Here is a 17,533-nt window from a genome sequence, read left to right as displayed (position 1 = left end):
ACAGGGGATACCGCCGCTCGCAGGCCATCCGGTTAACACGCCGAATACGGCGGGGAAAGGGCGGCATCCCTGCCCTGCCCGGCCCCGGCTGGCCAGACCACCGGCCGAATGGGATAGTCGGACGACCCTTCCCTGGGGGCCGAGGCAGGTCCCGCCCCCCGAACATGCCGTCCAACGATAAACAGAAGCCCCAAGGTCGCCCCCCATGCCCGTTGTGCTCGATCCCGATGCCGCCGCCGTCTACATGGCCTTCCAGGAGGCCGGCCGCCCCGCCTACGAGACCCTGACCGCAGCGGAAGCGCGCGCCTATTACGCCCAGGCGCGCTTTGCCACCAACCCCGAGCCGCCCGAACTTGCCCGCGTTGCTCCGCTGGCGATCCCGGCGCCGCACGGCACCATCCCGGCCCGCATCTATGTGCCGAACGACCCGCGCCGGCACGACGGCCTGTCGCCGGCGCTGGTGTTCTTCCATGGCGGCGGCTGGGTGATCGGCGATCTCGACTCCCATGACGTCGTCTGCCGCCAGCTTGCCGTCGAAGCCGCGCTGATCGTGATCTCGGTCGACTACCGCCTCGCGCCCGAGCACAAATTTCCCGCCGCGGCCGATGATGCGATCGCCGCGACCAAATGGGTTGCCGCGAATGCGTGCGAGCTCGGCATCGACGCCTCCCGTCTCTCGATCGGCGGCGACAGCGCCGGCGGCAATCTCGCCGCGGTCGTCGCGCTCGCTGCGCGCGATGACAGCGGCCCTGCGATCGCCGGCCAGATCCTCATCTACCCGGCCGTCGATTTCGCCATGACGCACGGCTCCCACAGCGAGCCCGAGACCAGCGTGCTGCTGACCCATTCGGTGATCCGGTGGTTCCGTGACCATTACCTCAACGGCGCCGCCGACATCCACGACTGGCGCGCCTCGCCGGCGCGCGCGGAAAACCTTGCCGGCCTGCCGCCGGCCTATGTGCTGACCGCCGGCGCCGATCCCCTGCGCGACGAAGGCGACGAATATGCCGCGCGCCTGAAGCAGGCCGGCGTCAGCGTGACCTACAAGCACTTTCCCGGCCAATTCCATGGCTTCTTCACCATGGGCAAGTTGTTGCGAGAGGCCAATGTCGCGGTCAGCGAGATCGGCGCGTGGTTGAAGGGATTGGGCTGACGACGCCGCGCATGGCTTCCAATCTTCAAACGATCTTCGCCATTCCCCTGCGCGGGCTGACATGGCTCGGCGACCAGGGCACGGGCGCCGTGGCGGCCATCGCCTTCATCGCGGTTGCGGTGCCGCCGCTCGGCGCGCTGCTGCGCCCCTACGTCACCGAAGCGATCTTCCTTCTGCTCTGCATCTCCTTCATGCGGGTCGACCTGGCGGCGCTCTACGGACATCTGCGCCGGCCGGCCCTGGTCGCGGCCGCCACGGCCTGGACCACGATCGGCGTGCCGCTGATCGTCGGGCTGCTCGCACATGTAAGCGGGCTCGACAGAAGCTCGCCCGGCCTCTTCCTCGCGCTGATGCTGCAGGGCATGGCCTCGCCGATGATGGCCGCCCCGGCGCTCGCAGCGCTCATGGGTCTCGATGCGACGCTTCCCCTGGTCGCGCTGGTGACCGCCACCGCGCTGGTGCCTTTCACGGCCTCGTTGTTCGCGAGCCTCTTCCTCGGCGGCATGCTCAGCATCTCGCCGCTCACGCTCGGCCTGAAGCTGCTCGGCATCCTCGCGGCATCGCTGCTGGCCGCGACCGTCATCCGCCGCTTGTTCGGCACCGAGACGATCCAGCGCCACAAGCGTCCGATCGACGGCATCAACATCGTCATCCTGCTGGTGTTCGCCTCGGCGGTGATGGGCGACGTCGCAACCGACTTCCTCGCCGCCCCCCTGTTCACGATCGGTGTCGCGCTGCTCGCCTTCGCGGTCTATTTCACCCTGCTCACCGTCACGACGCTGATCTTCCGCCGCGTCGGCTATGAGCGCGCCTTCGCGATCGGCCTGATGGTGTCACAGCGCAATCTCGGGCTGATGCTGGCCGCGACCGCGGGCGCACTGCCGGCCACAACCTGGCTCTACTTCGCGCTCACGCAGTTTCCAATTCATCTTGCGCCCTACCTCCTGACGCCGATCGCGCGCCGGCTGACGGCACACGCCGGTACCTCCGGCCGGGCAGCTGCAGATAACCCGACCTAGGCATGTGCTCATAAATCCGGGGATGTCTGCTTTCGAGGGTGAACGGGACAGGCGGTCCCACTCTCGGAACTTCACACCCTGTGCCCCACAGCGGCCATCAAGGAGACGACCCCAAAGTGGCTGGAGGAGTGGCGGCTTACGCTCGCTGGCGCTCAGGCGGGGTACTCCCGCCAACATGCGTCAATCCGCCACATAACCCCGGAGGATGATTCTCCCCGAGCGATGCGAACGCTATCCAACGTTGCCTGCGGCTTGGTCGTCGCGTGCCACCCAGAGGCGGGTTTGGAGGAAGTCGTGTTCCGTCCCGATGCTCATGGCATCGCACATTCTCAGCTCACTGCTTTCGGCCAATGGTGTGAGGCCCGAACGGGGCAGCAGCTGAGCGATCACGCTGCGATGGACCGCTTCTCGGTGGAGGATTTCCACAGCTTCTGGCGTCTCTTCCTTGAGTGGTCCGACGTGCCGCGGGACGGTGCAGCCGAGCCCGTCTGCGTCGGCGATGCCTGCGAGACCGCGCGCTTCTTCCCGGATCTTCGTCTCAACTACGCCGAGTGCCTCCTCGCCGGCAGTCCCGGCCAGCCGGTCCTGACAGCCTGCCACGCTGACGGCAGCCGCGACCGGTTCACGCGTGGCGCGTTGCGCGTCGCGGTTGATCGATTGGCAAAGTCGTTGCAGCGGCTCGGTGTGCGCCGCGGCGACCACGTCGTGGCAATCGCACGCAACAATGCCGAGGCGGTCATTGCCTGTCTGGCGACCGCCGCGATTGGCGGGACTTTTGCCAGCTGCGCGCCGGAGATGGGCGTGCCCGCGATCCTGGCGCGGTTCGCCCCTCTCGAGGCCGTGGTGCTCTTCGGCTGCCTTCGAGCGGAGCGATGGGATGCGGGAATTCCGGTCGCCGAGCGCGTCCTCGAAACGGCGGCCGGCCTGCCGAGCCTCGCGGCGATCATTGCGCTGGACGATGGCTCGCTGGACGTCGGTGAGGGGACGGCACCTCTGCACAGGCTTGCCGATCTGCTCGGTGATGATGATGGTGGCGAGATTGGGCCAAGCTGGCCTCGTCACCCGTTCAACCATCTGCTGTTCACGATGTTCTCTTCGGGCACCACGGGCCCGCCAAAATGCATTCAGCACGGCGCCGGGGGCACCCTACTGGAGCATCTGAAGGAGCACCGGTTGCACTGTGATCTCAGCCACGGCGACAGGCTGTTCTTCCAAACCTCCTGCGGTTGGATGATGTGGAACTGGCAGCTCTCGGCGCTGGCGTCCGGCGTCGAGATTGTCCTCTACGACGGGCCGCTCGCAGCGGCGGACACGTTCTGGCGGATTGTTGCCGAGGAACGTGTGACCGTGTTCGGCACCAATCCCGCCTATCTGCACTTCTGCGAGGAGAAGGGTTTCTCCCCGGGGCGGGTGCTCGACCTTTCTGCCCTGCGCACCATGCTCTCGACCGGCTCGATCCTCTATCCCCGCCAGTACGACTGGGTCAGCAGCAAAGTGAAGTCGTCGATGCCGCTGCAGTCGATCTCAGGCGGCACGGACATCATCGGCTGCTTCGTCCTTGGCAATCCGAATCTGCCGGTCCATCGCGGCGAGGCACAGTGCCGCAGCCTCGGCCTCGATGTCCGCTCGCTGCCGCCGCCTGACGATCCGCAGGCGGAGATAGGCGAATTGGTCTGCGCCAACCCCTTCCCCTCGCGGCCCCTCGGCTTTCACGGCGATGCCGACGGCACCCGCTTCCACGCCGCCTACTTTGCTCAGAACCCCGGCTATTGGACCCATGGCGATCTGATCGAGGCCACGCCTCATGGGGGCTGGCGCTTGCATGGTCGTTCAGACGGCGTCCTCAACGTGCGCGGCATCCGCATAGGGACCGCGGAGATCTACCGCATCCTCGATGACGTCGGCGGGATCGTCGAGGCGATGGCGGTCGAGCAACAAGCGGAAGACGAGCCAGGCGGCACACGCATGGTTTTGTTGCTCGTGTTGCGCGAAGGCGTGGTGCTCGACAGCGCTCTCGCCAAGCACATCCGCTCCGAGCTTGCACGCTGCGGCTCGCCGGCCTTCGTGCCGGCGCGTATCGCACAGGTCGACGCGCTTCCTGTCACCTTTAACGGCAAGCGGTCCGAAATCGCAGCGCGGGATGCGGTGAACGGCCGCCCTGTACGGAATCGCGACGCCCTGCAGAATGCCGAATGCCTTGAGGCCATCGCCAACCATCCGGTTCTGCGAGCGCCTCCGACCGCCAGTGTGTCTCGGGAGCCGACCCCGGTCTGTGGAGTGCTCCCAGACGTTGAGCAGCTGCGGAAAGACCTGCAGGCGATCTGCCAGCGCGTGCTGGACCTGGCTCCCATCGGCTGGTCCGATAATCTTCTGGACCTCGGCGCGGACTCGCTGGCCATAGTCAGCCTGCTCCTGGAGATCGAGAGCTATGCAGGGCATCCGGTGCCACTTTCGGCCTTTCTGCGGGCGCCGTCGATCGAAGGCCTGATCGCGGTCCTCTCCGGCGCGGAGGCAATGACGGCCCAGCAGCTTGGCCGGTCGGGCCTGCACGTCCGTGCCCTCGGTCCGGAGGACGTGGAGCCGGTCTGCCGCTTTCTTGAGGAATCGTTTCGCGGGGCGGGCATCGATGCCACGAGATGGCGCCGTCTGTTCGATCATGGCTGGTCGGATCACACCCGCGGCTTCATGCTTTTCGACGGCAACGCCTTGGTTGGATTCATTGGGGCAGTTGCTGCCCGGCGGCAGGTGAACGAGGAGGCAGTCCTCGTCTGCAATCTGTCCTCTTGGGTTGTACGCGCGCAGTACCGCGGCTGGGGCATGGCGCTGCTCGCATCAATGCTGGATGACGCGAACGCCACATACACGTGCTTCACTCCACAGCCGTCGTCTTGGGCCGCCCTCATCGCACAGCGTTTCAAACCGCTGGACTCGCAGCGCATCGCCATACCGCCATTGCTACAGGCCGCGACCTTGTTCGGCTCGACCCGGCCGATGATCAGCTTCGATCCGGCCGTGGTCCGCGAGAGACTGACCAGCCACCAAAGGCAAATCTTCGACGATCACGCGGCGTATGATTGCCTGCAGCTCATCGTCGTCGACGGGCCTGATTACGCCTATCTCGTGGTGAAGCGCCGCGATCAGCGTCTTGCAGCAAGTCGATTGGGACGACTGGCACGGTTTCTGCCGCTCAAAATCCCCTATTCGGACATTCTGCATTGTAGTGCGCCGGTTCTGTTGTTGCGGCATCTCGAGCGCGTCAAGCTGGCGATCTTGCGCCGGCAGCGAACGGTGGCGCTCGTCGCGGAGGCGCGAATCTTTCCGGTCCCACCACGAGGCATGATGCTCCCGATGATCACGTGCTTCCGTTCCCCGTTGATCGCCGACGGCGAGCTCGACAGGCTGTATTCGGAAATCGTACTCCTGCCCATCTGAAGGCGGACATTCGCTTTGCGCATTGTCGACGTCCGCTTTCGTGGCAACGCGGACCTCGCTATCACGCACGCGCGCGGCACATTTACGAGCACACCACCTACCCCGCCCGCGCCGCGCGCCGCAACGCCTGGGGCGGCTGGCCGAACGCGCGGATGAAGGCGCGCCGCATCCGTTCGGGGTCGCGGAATCCGGTCGCCTCCGCAACGAGCTCGATCGCCTCGCGCGAGGATTGCACGCGCTCGCGCGCGACCTCGATCCGCAGCCGCTCGATCGCCTTCGACGGCGTCGTGCCGGTCTCGGCGGCAAAGGCGCGGGCAAAGTGCCGCGCACTCATGCCGGCGCGATCGGCGAGCTCTTCCACCGTGAGCGGCGCGTCGAGATTTTCGCGGGCCCAGGACAACAGCGCACCGAACCGGCCGTTCGGCGCCTTCAACTCCAGCAGCGATGAGAATTGCGACTGGCCGCCGCTGCGGCGATGATAGAGCACGAGCTGGCGCGCGGCCGCCTGCGCGATCTCCTCGCCATGGTCCTCCGTGACCATCGCCAGCGCGAGGTCGATGCCCGCCGTGATGCCTGCCGACGTCCACACATTGCCGTCGCGGGTAAAGATCTGGTCCGGCTCGAACTTCACCTTGGGATAGCGCGCGACGAAATCGCGTGTGCGGCCCCAATGCGTGGTGGCGCGGCGTCCGTCGAGCAGACCCGCTTCGGCGAGTACATAGGCGCCCGAGCAGACGCTGGCGACCCGAACGCCGCGCCGCGCCAGCCGCTGCACGAAGGCACGCGTGACCTCGCAGCGCGCGGCATCCGCCACACCCGCACCGCCCGCGATGACGAGTGTCGTGATGGCGTTCGCCGATTTGAAATCACGCGCCATCATCTCGACGCCCGAGGAGCTGCGCACCGGCCCCGCATTCATCGCCAGCACCCGCAGCGCAAGCGGCTTGCCGGCGCAGCGTGCTGCGACCTCGAACACCGAGATCGGGCCCGCCGCATCGAGCAACTGGAAATCCGGGAAGATCAGAATGCCGATCATGGTTATGTCCGAAATTGAGGGAATTATGCCATTTTGGACAGAAGGGCATCATGCCAGTGTGCCCGCGTCAAGCCCATGATTGGAGGATCTCCCAATGTCGTCCCCGCTCCAGATCGGACTTCTGGTGTTTCCGCGCGTCACCCAGCTCGACTTCACCGGCCCCTTGCAGGTGTTCTCCGCCGTTCCCGGCGCCAAGCTGCATCTGATCTGGAAGCGGATCGAGCCGGTGCCGAGCGATTCCGTGCTGACATTGACGCCCACCACGACATTCGCCGACTGCCCGCAGCTCGACGTGATCTGCGTGCCCGGCGGCGGCGGCACCAACGATCTGCTCAATGACGAAGAGGTGCTGGATTTCCTGCGCAGGCAGGCCGAAGGCGCCAGGTACGTCACCTCGGTCTGCACGGGGGCGCTGGTGCTCGGCGCCGCCGGCCTGCTCAAGGGCTACCGCGCCGCCACCCATTGGAGCGCGATGGAGATGCTCGGCCAGTTCGGCGCAACGCCGACCAAGACGCGCGTCTGCATCGACCGCAACCGCGTCACCGGCGGCGGCGTCACCGCCGGGATCGATTTCGCGCTGACGCTGGTGTCGATCCTGGTCGACCGCACCACGGCGGAAGCGATCCAGCTCCAGATCGAATACAACCCCGCCCCGCCGTTCACGTCCGGCTCGCCCGACACCGCGCCCGCCGAGGTGCTGGCCCTGCTGAGAGAGCGCGGCGCCGCAAATCAGGCCCGCCGCCTCGAGGCGGTCAAACGCGCGGCTGAACGGGTCATCTGATTCCACGCAATCAGTCTCGTGTCCCGGACGCGCAACTCATCCCAACAGAAAAAGGCCGCTCGGTTTCCCAAGCGGCCTTTCCTGTCTTACGGCGGCTGCACATTTCATCGGGCGATTTCGGAACTTCCAGACCGGGGGCCTATCTCCCGACCGAGTCCTGGTCGGCGGCCGCTGCATTTCGGGACAGTCGCGAACTGTTGCCCGAACCGAACGCGATGGTCTCCCATCTCCGTAAGATGGGACCATTGAGCCGCATCGCCGGCGCGAACACAACGGCCGCGCAGCCGGCATCCCCGCTGTTCCCGTTGTCCACAGCTGGATCAGCCGGATGCGCCTGCATCCAATCCGAAGATGACGATTCGACGAAGGCTGGAAGCCTAGCCAGGGGTCCAGGGCTGATAGTCGCCGGTCGCCTTCGGCCGCTTGCCGCCGGCGAGCGTCGAGCCCGAGGGGCGGTAGGCGTTGGCCGTGCCCGTGAGATTCGGCTGGTGCGGCTTTTCCCACTCGCGCGGCTGGTAGTTGTCCTGCGTCGGCGGCACGTCGACGACGTGATGGATCCAGCCGTGCCAGGACGGCGGGATCCGGCTCGCTTCCGCATAGCCGTTATAGATCACCCAGCGCCGCTCGAAGCCGAGCGTCGGGTCGATCGCCCCGCCGCGGGTGCGATAATAGAGATTGCCCTGCTCGTCCTGACCGACCAGCTCGCCGTATCGCTTGGTCCAGAGCTGGGTGCCAAACGTCTGGCCACTCCACCAGGTGAAAAACTTGAGGAAGAACTGTTTCATGCGGCAAGGGCCCTGCTTCGTCGGGTCCTGATGCCATCCGGTCACGGAAATGTCCAGTTCGGCGGCTGCGGCCGTGCCCCACGCGAACGTCGGAGCGCGGCAGCGCCGCCGCAAAGCTGACGCGATCCGTTCATGCCGGGTACAGCGACCGCGTGAAAATCTCCCCTTCACACGCGCACACCCGCGTGAATCCAGGAACCTTCGCCCTTTCAAGGGGTTTGCTCCCTGGAAAAGGAGTTTGAACATGAACAGTCTGAGAGTTTTAGGCGCGGCGGCAGCCCTGGCGCTGGTCCTTCCGATGGCGACACCGAGCTTCGCGCAGGGCCGTGGCGGTGGCCATTTCGGCGGCGGGGGCGGTGCTCACTTCGGCGGTGGCGGCGGCGCTCACTTCGGCGGCGGTGGCGGCGGCGCCCGAATGGGCGGGGGCGGCTTCAGCGCCGGTCCACGGATCGGCGGTGGCGGCGGCAATTTTGCGGCTGGTGCAGTGGCGCGTCCCGGCCTCGGCACTGCTCCGTCGTTCAGCGGTGGCGGTGGCCGCAACTTCGCAGCCGCCGGCAGCAACTGGCAGGGCGGTGGCGGCAATTGGAACGGCGGCTGGCGTCATCATCATCGCGGCGGGTTCTGGCCCGGTTTCGCGGCAGGTGCTGCTATCGGCGGCCTCGGCTCATACGCCTATTATGGCGGCGGGTATTACAACGATCCCTACTACTACGGCGACGACAGCTACTACGACGAGCCGTCGGTGGCGGTCGTTCCCGACAGCGGCGGCGATTCCGCGGGCTACTGCGCGCAGCGCTACCGCTCCTACGACCCGGCGTCGGGCACCTATCTCGGTTATGACGGCCTGCGTCATCCCTGCCCGTAACCGCAACTACAATGCTTGACAGAAACGGCGTCGCAGTGATGCGGCGCCGTTTTCGCGTGTGCTCCGCTTTCACCAGTTGCGCGTGCACCTGTTCCCGCGACGATATGTACAAGTCGACGCAAACGGACCTTTATTCACCGCACCGTGCATATCTACCCTGATCCAATCCAAAATTGACCCGACCCACGATTCGCGGATATCACCAATGCGGGGACTTCGATCTACTGGGAAAGGTCATGCCGCGTATTCTCGTGGTAGATGACGATCCGATGGTCGGCGCGACCATCGAGGTCCTTCTCCAACGTCAGGGCTTCGACGTTACGCTAGCCGACGGCGGTGAAGCGGGACTGGCTGCGCTGGAAGCGCAGACGTATCACGTGATGCTGGTCGACATCTTCATGCCGCATATGCGCGGCTTCGAATCCATCCGCATCTTTCACGAGCGCGCGCCGGCGATCCCGCTGATCGCGATGTCCGGTTACGCCTTTGCATCGTCGGCCTCGCCCTCTCCCGATTTCCTCCGCATGGCGCTGGAGCTCGGCGCAACGCGTTGCCTGCGCAAGCCGTTCACGCCGGAAGCGCTGCTGACGACAATCCGGGAATGTCTCGCGGGCGAGAGCGCACAGCCGAAGGACAAGAAAGAAGCCCCTTGATTCCAACGCAGCGCGTCATTCTCGGTGCTGGACTTGCAATCCTCCTGATCATCACCGCCGCCTCGATCGGCCTCGACGTCAAGTCGCGGTCCGACTCGGCGTGGGTCAGCCGTACCGTCCAGGTCCAGAAGAAGATCTCCGATCTGCGCGTCCTGATGCGCCGCGCCGAGAGCGCCGCGCGCGGCTACGAGATCTATCGCAGCCCGGCCTTCAGCGACGAATTCCAGGCGGTGCATGCCCAGATCGCGCCGGCACTCGCCGACCTCAAGCGCGGCGTGGGCGACAACCCCGATCAGGTCACGCTGCTGGAGGGCACCGAGCCGCTGGCGCTGCGCCGGGTCGAGATCGCTGCCGAGGCGATGCGCCTGCGCGCCATGAATGACCAGGCCGGCATTGCCGCGCTCAACGGCAAGGCCGAGGGCCGCGGCCTGATGGACACGGTGATGGGCAATCTCGACCGTCTGAGCGCAGAGCAAGAACGATTGCTCGCCGCGCGCTCCCAGGATTCGCGTCGCACCGGCATCGTGCTGCTCGGCATCGATGTCGCCGGCGCGCTCGTGATCCTGCTGCTGGTGGTGATGGTGATGCGCGAGAGCCGGCGCACCGAGGGCGCGCTCAAGAGCACGCTGCTGGAGACCACCGCCGCCAAGGAGCAACTCGAGGCGGCGGTGGCCGAACGCACCGAACATCTGGTCACCGCGCATGACGAGCTCCGCCTGTCCGTCAACGTGCTCCAGAGCACTTTTCGCAGCATGGCGGAGGCGGTGCTGGTCATCGACGTCGACAGCAACGTTCTTCTGTCCAATCCGGCCGCGGAGCGCATGCTGCTGCACCGCACCGGCATGAACCTGAGCAGTCTGCGGGTGCTGTCGGACGTCTTTCATGGCGACGGCGTCACGCCGATGAAGGCCGAGGAGCTGCCTTCCGTGCGTGTGCTGCACGGCGAGGAGTTCGAAGACCTGGAGATGATCGTCCGCCCGCACAGCGGCAATCAGGTGCGCCACCTCATGATCAGCGGCCGTCCGATGCGGGACGGACAAGGCGAAATCTCGGGCGCCGTGCTGGTCTATCACGATGCGACCACCTCGCGCGAGACCGAGCGGCAATTGCAGCAGTCGCAGAAGCTGGATGCGATCGGCAAGCTGACCGGCGGCGTCGCGCACGACTTCAACAACATGCTGACGGTGATCTCGGGAAATACCGAGACGCTGGTGGCGAGCCTGAAGGAGCAGCCCCAGCTCCAGCGCGTGGCGCGCCTGATCGACGATGCCGCCGAGCGCTGCGCCGAGCTGATCCAGCACCTGCTCGCCTTCGCACGCCGGCAGCCGCTCCAGCCGCGCAACGTCGAGATCAACGCCGCGATCACGGACATCGCAAAACTCCTGCGCCCCACCCTCGGCGAGCAGATCCAGATCGAGACCGTGCTGGAACAGGGGCCGATGACCGCGCACATCGATCCGTCCCGGCTCACCAATGCCGTGCTCAACATGGCGATCAACGCCCGCGACGCCATGCCGAACGGCGGCAAGCTGCTGCTGGAGACCCACCGCGTCGTGCTGGACGGGGCCTATGCGCAGGCCAATGCGGACGTGGTGCCCGGCCCCTACGTCATGCTAGCGGTCAGCGACACCGGCACCGGCATGCCGCTGGACATCCAGGAGAAGGCGTTCGAGCCGTTCTTCACCACCAAGGAGGTCGGCAAGGGAAGTGGCCTCGGCCTCTCCATGGTCTACGGCTTCGTCAAGCAGTCCGGCGGACACATCAAGATCTACAGCGAGGAAGGCCACGGCACCACGATCAAGCTCTATCTGCCGCCGGGCGAAGGCATGGCGGAAGTGGCCGCGACCGTCGCGCCTCAGGCCGAAGGCGGTGCCGAGATCATTTTCGTGGTCGAGGACGATCCACTGGTGCGCAACTTCGTCACCGCGCAATTGCAGAGCCTCGGCTACCAGACGGTTGCCGCGCCCGACAGCCGCGCCGCGCTGCAGGCGATCGAGGCCGGGCAGGCCTTCGATCTCCTCTTCACCGACGTCGTCATCCCCGGCGGCATGAGCGGGCGCGAGCTCGCCGAGGAAGTGGCCAGGCGGCGGCCGGGACTGAAGGTGCTCTACACCTCCGGCTACACCGACAACGCCATCGTCCACCACGGCAAGCTCGACGACGGCGTGCTGCTGCTGACCAAACCCTACCGCCGCAACCAGCTCGCCGAGATGATCCGGAAGGCGCTGGGCGGCGGCGGGATGGCGGTCTAAAGCGTTTTCAAGCGAAGTGGATACCGGTTCGCGTAAAGAAAACGCGTCAAACAAGAATCTAGCGCGTCGCCAGCACCACGGCACCGAGCGTGAAGACCAGCGCCGCGATCTGCCCTGGCCCGAGCGGCTCGTGCAGTGCGATCGCCGAGGCCACGACGCCGATGACCGGTACGGCCATGGTCCCGATCGCGGCAACCGAGGCCGGCAGGCGGGCCAGCGCGGCGAACCAGCTCACATAGGCGATGCAGAACTGCACCACGGTCGAATAGACCAGGAGCCACCAGCCGACCGGCGTCACCAGCTCCAGATGCGAGGTCTCGATCAGCAGACCGACTATCGAGATCGGCAGGCAGCCGATCCCGATCTGCCAGGCCGCGGCCGTGATCGGCGGCAGGCGGATCGGGTACTTTTTCGAGAACACGGTGCCCAGGGCAAAGCCGAGCGCGCCGAACAGCGCCATGATGATGCCTGGCAGCTTCTCCGTGCTGGCGGCAATGCCGTTGCCGCCCATGATCGAGGCGAGGCCCACGAAGGCCATCACCAGCCCCAGCGTGCGCAGAACGGTCGGCCGCTCGCCCAGCACCGGCCAGGCGATGATCGAGGCCCAGACCGGCATGGTGTAGGCGATCAGCGCGGCCTCGCTGGCGGGCAGCCAGAGCAGCGCCAGGCCCATCAGCACCATCCAGCCGGTGACGTTGAGGACGGCGGCGGTCAGCAGCCGCGGCCAGATCTCGCGCGCCACCTTCAGGCTGTCGCCACGGACCAGGGCGAGCGCGGCCAGCAGACCAGCCCCGAGCACGCCGGTCACCCCGCGCAAGGTCAGCGGCGGCAGCTCGGCGAGCAGGAATTTCGTCACCGGCCAGTTGAAACCCCAACCGATCGAGGTGATGGCAAGGAACATCAGGCCGGCCGGGGCGATGCGCGGTCGCAGCACCGGCCGAGTCGAATCAAGCATGTGGGGTACCCGGCAAAATCGAGGTCAGCTTGGCGCGGATTCGCGCCCCCCACCACCACCTCGGCGGGCATGCCTGCCCTCACCTTCCGTAAGGCTACGTGAGTCCTGCTGGCGCAACCCCGCCGGCCAAAAATATACCTGCCCTGTGAAGAGCGGGGTGAAGGGTTCCGATCACGACGGGACACAAATTTTTTCAGTTGGGAATCCCTGAGGACTCACTGATACTTGCCTCCACAACAGGCGCGGGCTTGCCCCCTGTTATCCCCCGCAATCCACCATATTTAGTATTTGATTCAGGAACTCGCACTAGTTCTTGACGGGCGCAACGGAGAGTCCTAGCTTTCGGTCCGTTCGGCGCGAGTGAGTTTGCGTCCCGCCGGCACTCCCCCAAAGGGTCTCGCAAATCGTCACTCCGCCAAGCCAGCCAAAGGCAGCGGGATGAGGGCTTGTCTGCCCGCGGTAAGCGGACTTTTCGGGCGCCAGAACGGGCCGGCAACAGGCTCGGATGGCATCGATAGAAGTTGTGACGTTGTGGGGCGTTGAACGCATGTCGCGCGCATCCCGTTGGGGCGGATGAGTGTGGACATGCCGGCGGGTGATCGATGCACGCATCGAGAAACCGCGCCGGGAGAAACTGGGCCGGATCCACCGGCTGAACTGCGAAGCCTTAAGGCCGGACGGCCCGGGAGGAATCGCGAAACGAAATGTCGACCCGGCTGCCTGAACGGAGGCGGTTCGGTCAAAGATAAGGACGGGGCAAGACCATGCGGATTGAGCGGCGACACACCACCACGGGACAGTCACCTTACGCCGGGATCGATTTCCGGCTGACCACGTCGGAGATTCGCAATCCCGACGGCTCGGTCGTGTTCAAGCTTGATAATGTCGAGGTGCCGACCGAGTGGTCGCAGGTCGCCTCCGACGTCCTCGCCCAGAAATACTTCCGCAAGGCCGGCGTTGCCGCGCGCCTGAAGAAGGTCGAGGAGGAATCCGTCCCCTCCTTCCTGTGGCGCTCCGTGCCCGACACTGAAGCTCTTAGCCAGCTGCCCGAGAAGGAGCGCTATGTCAGCGAGCTCAGCGCCAAGCAGGTGTTCGACCGCCTCGCCGGCTGCTGGACCTATTGGGGCTGGAAGGGCGGCTATTTCACCAACGACGAGGACGCCCAGGCCTTCTATGACGAGCTCCGCTACATGCTCGCCATGCAGATGGTCGCGCCGAACTCGCCGCAATGGTTCAACACCGGCCTGCACTGGGCCTATGGCATCGACGGCCCCGGCCAGGGCCACTATTACGTCGACCCCTTCACCGGCAAGCTGACCAAGTCCAAATCGGCCTACGAGCATCCGCAGCCGCACGCCTGCTTCATCCAGGGCGTCGGTGACGACCTCGTCAACGAGGGCGGCATCATGGACCTCTGGGTCCGCGAGGCGCGCCTGTTCAAATACGGCTCCGGCACCGGCTCCAACTTCTCGCGCCTGCGCGGCGAAGGCGAGAAGCTCTCCGGCGGCGGCCGCTCGTCCGGCCTGATGAGCTTCCTCAAGATCGGCGACCGCGCCGCCGGCGCGATCAAGTCGGGCGGCACCACGCGCCGCGCGGCCAAGATGGTCGTCGTCGACGTCGATCACCCCGACATCGAGACCTATATCGACTGGAAGGTGAAGGAGGAGCAGAAGGTCGCAGCTCTCGTCACCGGCTCCAAGATCAACCAGAAGCACCTCAAGGCGGTGCTGAAGGCCTGCGTGAACTGCGAAGGTTCGGGCGACGACTGCTTCGACCCCGAGAAGAACCCTGCCCTCCGCCGCGAGATCAAGCTCGCGCGCCGCAGCCTCGTGCCCGACAACTACATCAAGCGCGTCATCCAGTTCGCCAAGCAGGGCTACAAGGACATCCAGTTCGACGTCTACGACACCGACTGGGATTCGGAAGCCTATCTCACCGTCTCCGGCCAGAACTCCAACAACTCGGTCTCGCTGAAGGACGATTTCCTGCGGGCCGTGGAAACGGACGGCGACTGGAATCTCAACGCCCGCACCTCCAAGAAGGTGACGAAGACGCTGAAGGCGCGCGACCTCTGGGAGAAGATCGGCTACGCCGCCTGGGCGTCGGCCGACCCGGGCCTGCACTTCAACACCACCATGAACGACTGGCACACCTGCAAGGCGTCCGGCGACATCCGCGCCTCCAATCCGTGCTCGGAATACATGTTCCTGGACGACACGGCGTGCAACCTCGCCTCCGCCAACCTGCTGACCTTCTACAACGTCGCCACCAAGCATTTCGACGTCGAGGGCTACGAGCATCTCTGCCGGCTCTGGACCGTCGTGCTCGAAATCTCGGTGATGATGGCGCAGTTCCCGTCCAAGGCGATCGCCGAGCTCTCCTACGAGTTCCGCACGCTCGGCCTCGGCTACGCCAACATCGGCGGCCTGCTCATGACCATGGGCCTGCCCTATGACAGCAAGGAAGGCCGTGCGCTCTGCGGCGCGCTGACCGCTGTGATGACCGGCATCACCTACAAGACCTCGGCGGAGATCGCCGCCGAGCTCGGCACCTTCCCCGGCTACAAGAAGAACGCCGCGCACATGCTGCGCGTGATCCGCAACCACCGCCGCGCCGCCCACGGCCAGTCCAACGGCTACGAGGCGCTCAGCGTCAACCCGGTGCCGCTCGACCTCGTCTCCTGCCCGCAGGCAGACCTCGTCAGCCACGCGCAGGCGGCCTGGGATGCGGCGCTCGAGCTCGGCGAGAAGCACGGCTATCGCAACGCCCAGACCACGGTCATCGCGCCGACCGGCACGATCGGCCTCGTCATGGATTGCGACACCACCGGCATCGAGCCCGACTTCGCGCTGGTGAAATTCAAGAAGCTCGCCGGCGGCGGCTACTTCAAGATCATCAACCGCGCGGTCCCCGCAGCGCTGCGCGCGCTCGGCTATCGCGAGAGCGAGATCGCGGAGATCGAGGCCTACGCCGTCGGCCACGGCTCGCTGTCCAACGCGCCCGGCATCAACGCCTCGACGCTGAAGGCCAAGGGCTTCACTGACGAGGCCATCGCCAAGGTCGAGAAGGCCCTGCCGACCGCCTTCGACATCAAGTTCGCCTTCAACAAGTGGACCTTTGGCGAGGACTTCATCCGCGACCAGCTCGGCATCGGCGCCGAGGCGATCGCAGCCCCCGGCTTCGACCTGCTCCAGGCCGTCGGCTTCACCAAGCGCGAGATCGAGGCGGCCAACGTCCACATCTGCGGCGCGATGACGGTGGAAGGTGCCCCGCACCTCAAGGCCGAGCACTATCCGGTGTTCGACTGCGCCAATCCCTGCGGCAAGATCGGCAAGCGCTATCTGTCGGTCGAGAGCCACATCCGCATGATGGCGGCGGCGCAGCCCTTCATCTCGGGTGCGATCTCCAAGACCATCAACATGCCGAACGACGCCACGGTGGAGGACTGCAAGTCCGCCTACATGCTGTCGTGGAAGCTCGCGCTGAAGGCCAACGCGCTCTATCGCGACGGCTCCAAGCTGTCCCAGCCGCTCAACTCGCAGCTCATCGCCGACGATGAGGACGAGGACGATGCGGTGGAATCGCTCTACGAGAAGCCGATGGCGGCGCGCACCGCCCAGGTCTCGGAGAAGATCGTCGAGAAGCTGGTCGAGCGCATCATCGTGATGCGCGAGCGCGAGAAGATGCCGGATCGCCGCAAGGGCTACACCCAGAAGGCGGTCGTCGGCGGGCACAAGGTCTATCTCCGCACCGGCGAGTATGACGACGGCCGTCTCGGCGAGATCTTCATCGACATGCACAAGGAAGGCGCGGCGCTCCGCTCCTTCATCAACAACTTCGCCATCGCCGTGTCGCTGGGCCTCCAGTACGGCGTGCCGCTCGACGAATATGTCGACGCCTTCACCTTCACCCGCTTCGAGCCGGCGGGCCCCGTGCAGGGCAACGACAGCATCAAGTACGCGACCTCGATCCTCGACTACGTCTTCCGCGAGCTCGCGGTGAGCTACATGTCGCGCTTCGACCTCGCCCATGTCGATCCGACCGAGTCGAACTTCGACGCGCTCGGCAAGGGCGTCGAGGAAGGCAAGGAGCCGGACGAGGGCCACCACGCCTCCAAGCTCGTGTCGCGCGGCCTCACCCGCTCCCGCACCGACAACCTCGTCGTGATGCGCGGCGGCTCCACCGCGGTCGCGCAAGGCAACGACAGCGCGCCATCAGGCGGCAGCAAGGTCACGGCGCTGGCCTCCCACGGCGCGAGCGCCCGGGTCGGCGACGTCCTGGAAGGCGCGGTCGCGCTGAAGCAGGAAGTGAGCCACGACCTCTCTCCGACGGAGAAGCTCGAAGCCCTCCAGTGGAGCAAGTCCGGCACCGCGCAGACCCTGGTGCCCTCCAAGGCCGAGCGCCGCGCGGAAGCCAAGGCCAAGGGCTACGAAGGCGAGATGTGCTCGGAGTGCGGCAACTTCACGCTGGTGCGGAATGGCACCTGCATGAAGTGCGATACTTGCGGTTCGACCACCGGCTGTAGTTGATATTCCGACTTATTTGGAGTGGGCCTCCTTCGGCATTTCGTATCGATAGTGAGGTCCCTCGATTTCGTATTCC

Annotated in this window: 11 protein-coding genes; 8 read left to right on the top strand and 3 right to left on the bottom strand. The window is 65.8% G+C overall.

Features of this window, described 5'->3' with window-relative positions:
* Positions 1-205 precede the first annotated feature (205 nt).
* From BJA_RS21320 to BJA_RS21310, 3 genes are all read left to right on the top strand, one after another.
* The gene (locus tag BJA_RS21320) at positions 206-1,153 is read left to right on the top strand and encodes an alpha/beta hydrolase (RefSeq protein WP_011087057.1); all 948 of its coding nucleotides are present in this window, start codon (positions 206-208) and stop codon (positions 1,151-1,153) included.
* A gap of 11 nt (positions 1,154-1,164) precedes the next feature.
* Complete coding sequence (locus BJA_RS21315) at positions 1,165-2,172, top strand: Na+-dependent transporter (RefSeq protein ID WP_038966848.1); 1,008 nt, start codon at positions 1,165-1,167, stop codon at positions 2,170-2,172.
* 294 nt (positions 2,173-2,466) lie between these two features.
* Positions 2,467-5,604: an acetoacetate--CoA ligase gene (locus BJA_RS21310; protein ID WP_162494092.1), complete on the top strand. Its 3,138-nt coding sequence runs from the start codon at positions 2,467-2,469 to the stop codon at positions 5,602-5,604.
* Between the two features lie 97 nt (positions 5,605-5,701).
* Here BJA_RS21310 and BJA_RS21305 read toward each other — a convergent pair whose 3' ends face one another.
* Positions 5,702-6,640, bottom strand: coding sequence for a GlxA family transcriptional regulator (locus BJA_RS21305; RefSeq protein WP_011087054.1), 939 nt, complete (start codon positions 6,638-6,640; stop codon positions 5,702-5,704).
* 94 nt (positions 6,641-6,734) lie between these two features.
* Here BJA_RS21305 and BJA_RS21300 point away from each other — a divergent pair, with 94 nt between their 5' ends.
* Positions 6,735-7,421: a DJ-1/PfpI family protein gene (locus BJA_RS21300; protein ID WP_011087053.1), complete on the top strand. Its 687-nt coding sequence runs from the start codon at positions 6,735-6,737 to the stop codon at positions 7,419-7,421.
* 377 nt (positions 7,422-7,798) lie between these two features.
* On the opposite strand, the gene BJA_RS21295 is transcribed toward BJA_RS21300, so the two are convergent.
* Complete coding sequence (locus BJA_RS21295) at positions 7,799-8,206, bottom strand: NADH:ubiquinone oxidoreductase subunit NDUFA12 (protein WP_011087052.1); 408 nt, start codon at positions 8,204-8,206, stop codon at positions 7,799-7,801.
* Between the two features lie 244 nt (positions 8,207-8,450).
* Between BJA_RS21295 and BJA_RS21290 the strand changes: the two genes are divergently transcribed.
* The 3 genes from BJA_RS21290 (at position 8,451) to BJA_RS21280 (ending at position 11,976) form a co-directional block, all read left to right on the top strand.
* Positions 8,451-9,071 carry a BA14K family protein gene (locus BJA_RS21290; protein ID WP_028171220.1) on the top strand — a complete coding sequence of 207 codons (621 nt, stop codon included), beginning with the start codon at positions 8,451-8,453 and terminating at the stop codon, positions 9,069-9,071.
* Between the two features lie 236 nt (positions 9,072-9,307).
* Positions 9,308-9,724 (top strand): response regulator, encoded by a 417-nt coding sequence (locus BJA_RS21285; RefSeq protein WP_011087050.1) that lies wholly within the window; start codon positions 9,308-9,310, stop codon positions 9,722-9,724.
* Entirely contained in the window at positions 9,721-11,976 is a 2,256-nt protein-coding gene (locus BJA_RS21280) for a CHASE3 domain-containing protein (RefSeq protein WP_038966842.1), read from the top strand. The genes BJA_RS21285 and BJA_RS21280 overlap by 4 nt, the downstream gene beginning before the upstream one ends.
* A 58-nt stretch (positions 11,977-12,034) precedes the next feature.
* On the opposite strand, the gene BJA_RS21275 is transcribed toward BJA_RS21280, so the two are convergent.
* On the bottom strand, positions 12,035-12,931 hold the full coding sequence (locus BJA_RS21275) for a DMT family transporter (protein WP_011087048.1): 897 nt from the start codon (positions 12,929-12,931) through the stop codon (positions 12,035-12,037).
* 764 nt (positions 12,932-13,695) lie between these two features.
* Between BJA_RS21275 and BJA_RS21270 the strand changes: the two genes are divergently transcribed.
* Positions 13,696-17,460 carry a vitamin B12-dependent ribonucleotide reductase gene (locus BJA_RS21270; RefSeq protein WP_011087047.1) on the top strand — a complete coding sequence of 1,255 codons (3,765 nt, stop codon included), beginning with the start codon at positions 13,696-13,698 and terminating at the stop codon, positions 17,458-17,460.
* Positions 17,461-17,533: the final 73 nt, after the last annotated feature.

Origin of the sequence: Bradyrhizobium diazoefficiens USDA 110, assembly GCF_000011365.1 — a bacterium.
Classification (GTDB): Bacteria; Pseudomonadota; Alphaproteobacteria; order Rhizobiales; family Xanthobacteraceae; genus Bradyrhizobium; species Bradyrhizobium diazoefficiens.
Note: the sequence above shows the minus strand (reverse complement) of the source record. Positions and strands in the feature narration are given on the sequence as shown.

Coding starts and splice junctions, on each gene's coding strand:
- BJA_RS21315 (WP_038966848.1), top strand. CDS start 1,165: ATGGCTTCCAATCTTCAAACGATCTTCGCCATTCCCCTGCGCGGGCTG.
- BJA_RS21285 (WP_011087050.1), top strand. CDS start 9,308: ATGCCGCGTATTCTCGTGGTAGATGACGATCCGATGGTCGGCGCGACC.
- BJA_RS21305 (WP_011087054.1), bottom strand. CDS start 6,640: ATGATCGGCATTCTGATCTTCCCGGATTTCCAGTTGCTCGATGCGGCG.
- BJA_RS21290 (WP_028171220.1), top strand. CDS start 8,451: ATGAACAGTCTGAGAGTTTTAGGCGCGGCGGCAGCCCTGGCGCTGGTC.
- BJA_RS21295 (WP_011087052.1), bottom strand. CDS start 8,206: ATGAAACAGTTCTTCCTCAAGTTTTTCACCTGGTGGAGTGGCCAGACG.
- BJA_RS21270 (WP_011087047.1), top strand. CDS start 13,696: ATGCGGATTGAGCGGCGACACACCACCACGGGACAGTCACCTTACGCC.
- BJA_RS21300 (WP_011087053.1), top strand. CDS start 6,735: ATGTCGTCCCCGCTCCAGATCGGACTTCTGGTGTTTCCGCGCGTCACC.
- BJA_RS21275 (WP_011087048.1), bottom strand. CDS start 12,931: ATGCTTGATTCGACTCGGCCGGTGCTGCGACCGCGCATCGCCCCGGCC.
- BJA_RS21320 (WP_011087057.1), top strand. CDS start 206: ATGCCCGTTGTGCTCGATCCCGATGCCGCCGCCGTCTACATGGCCTTC.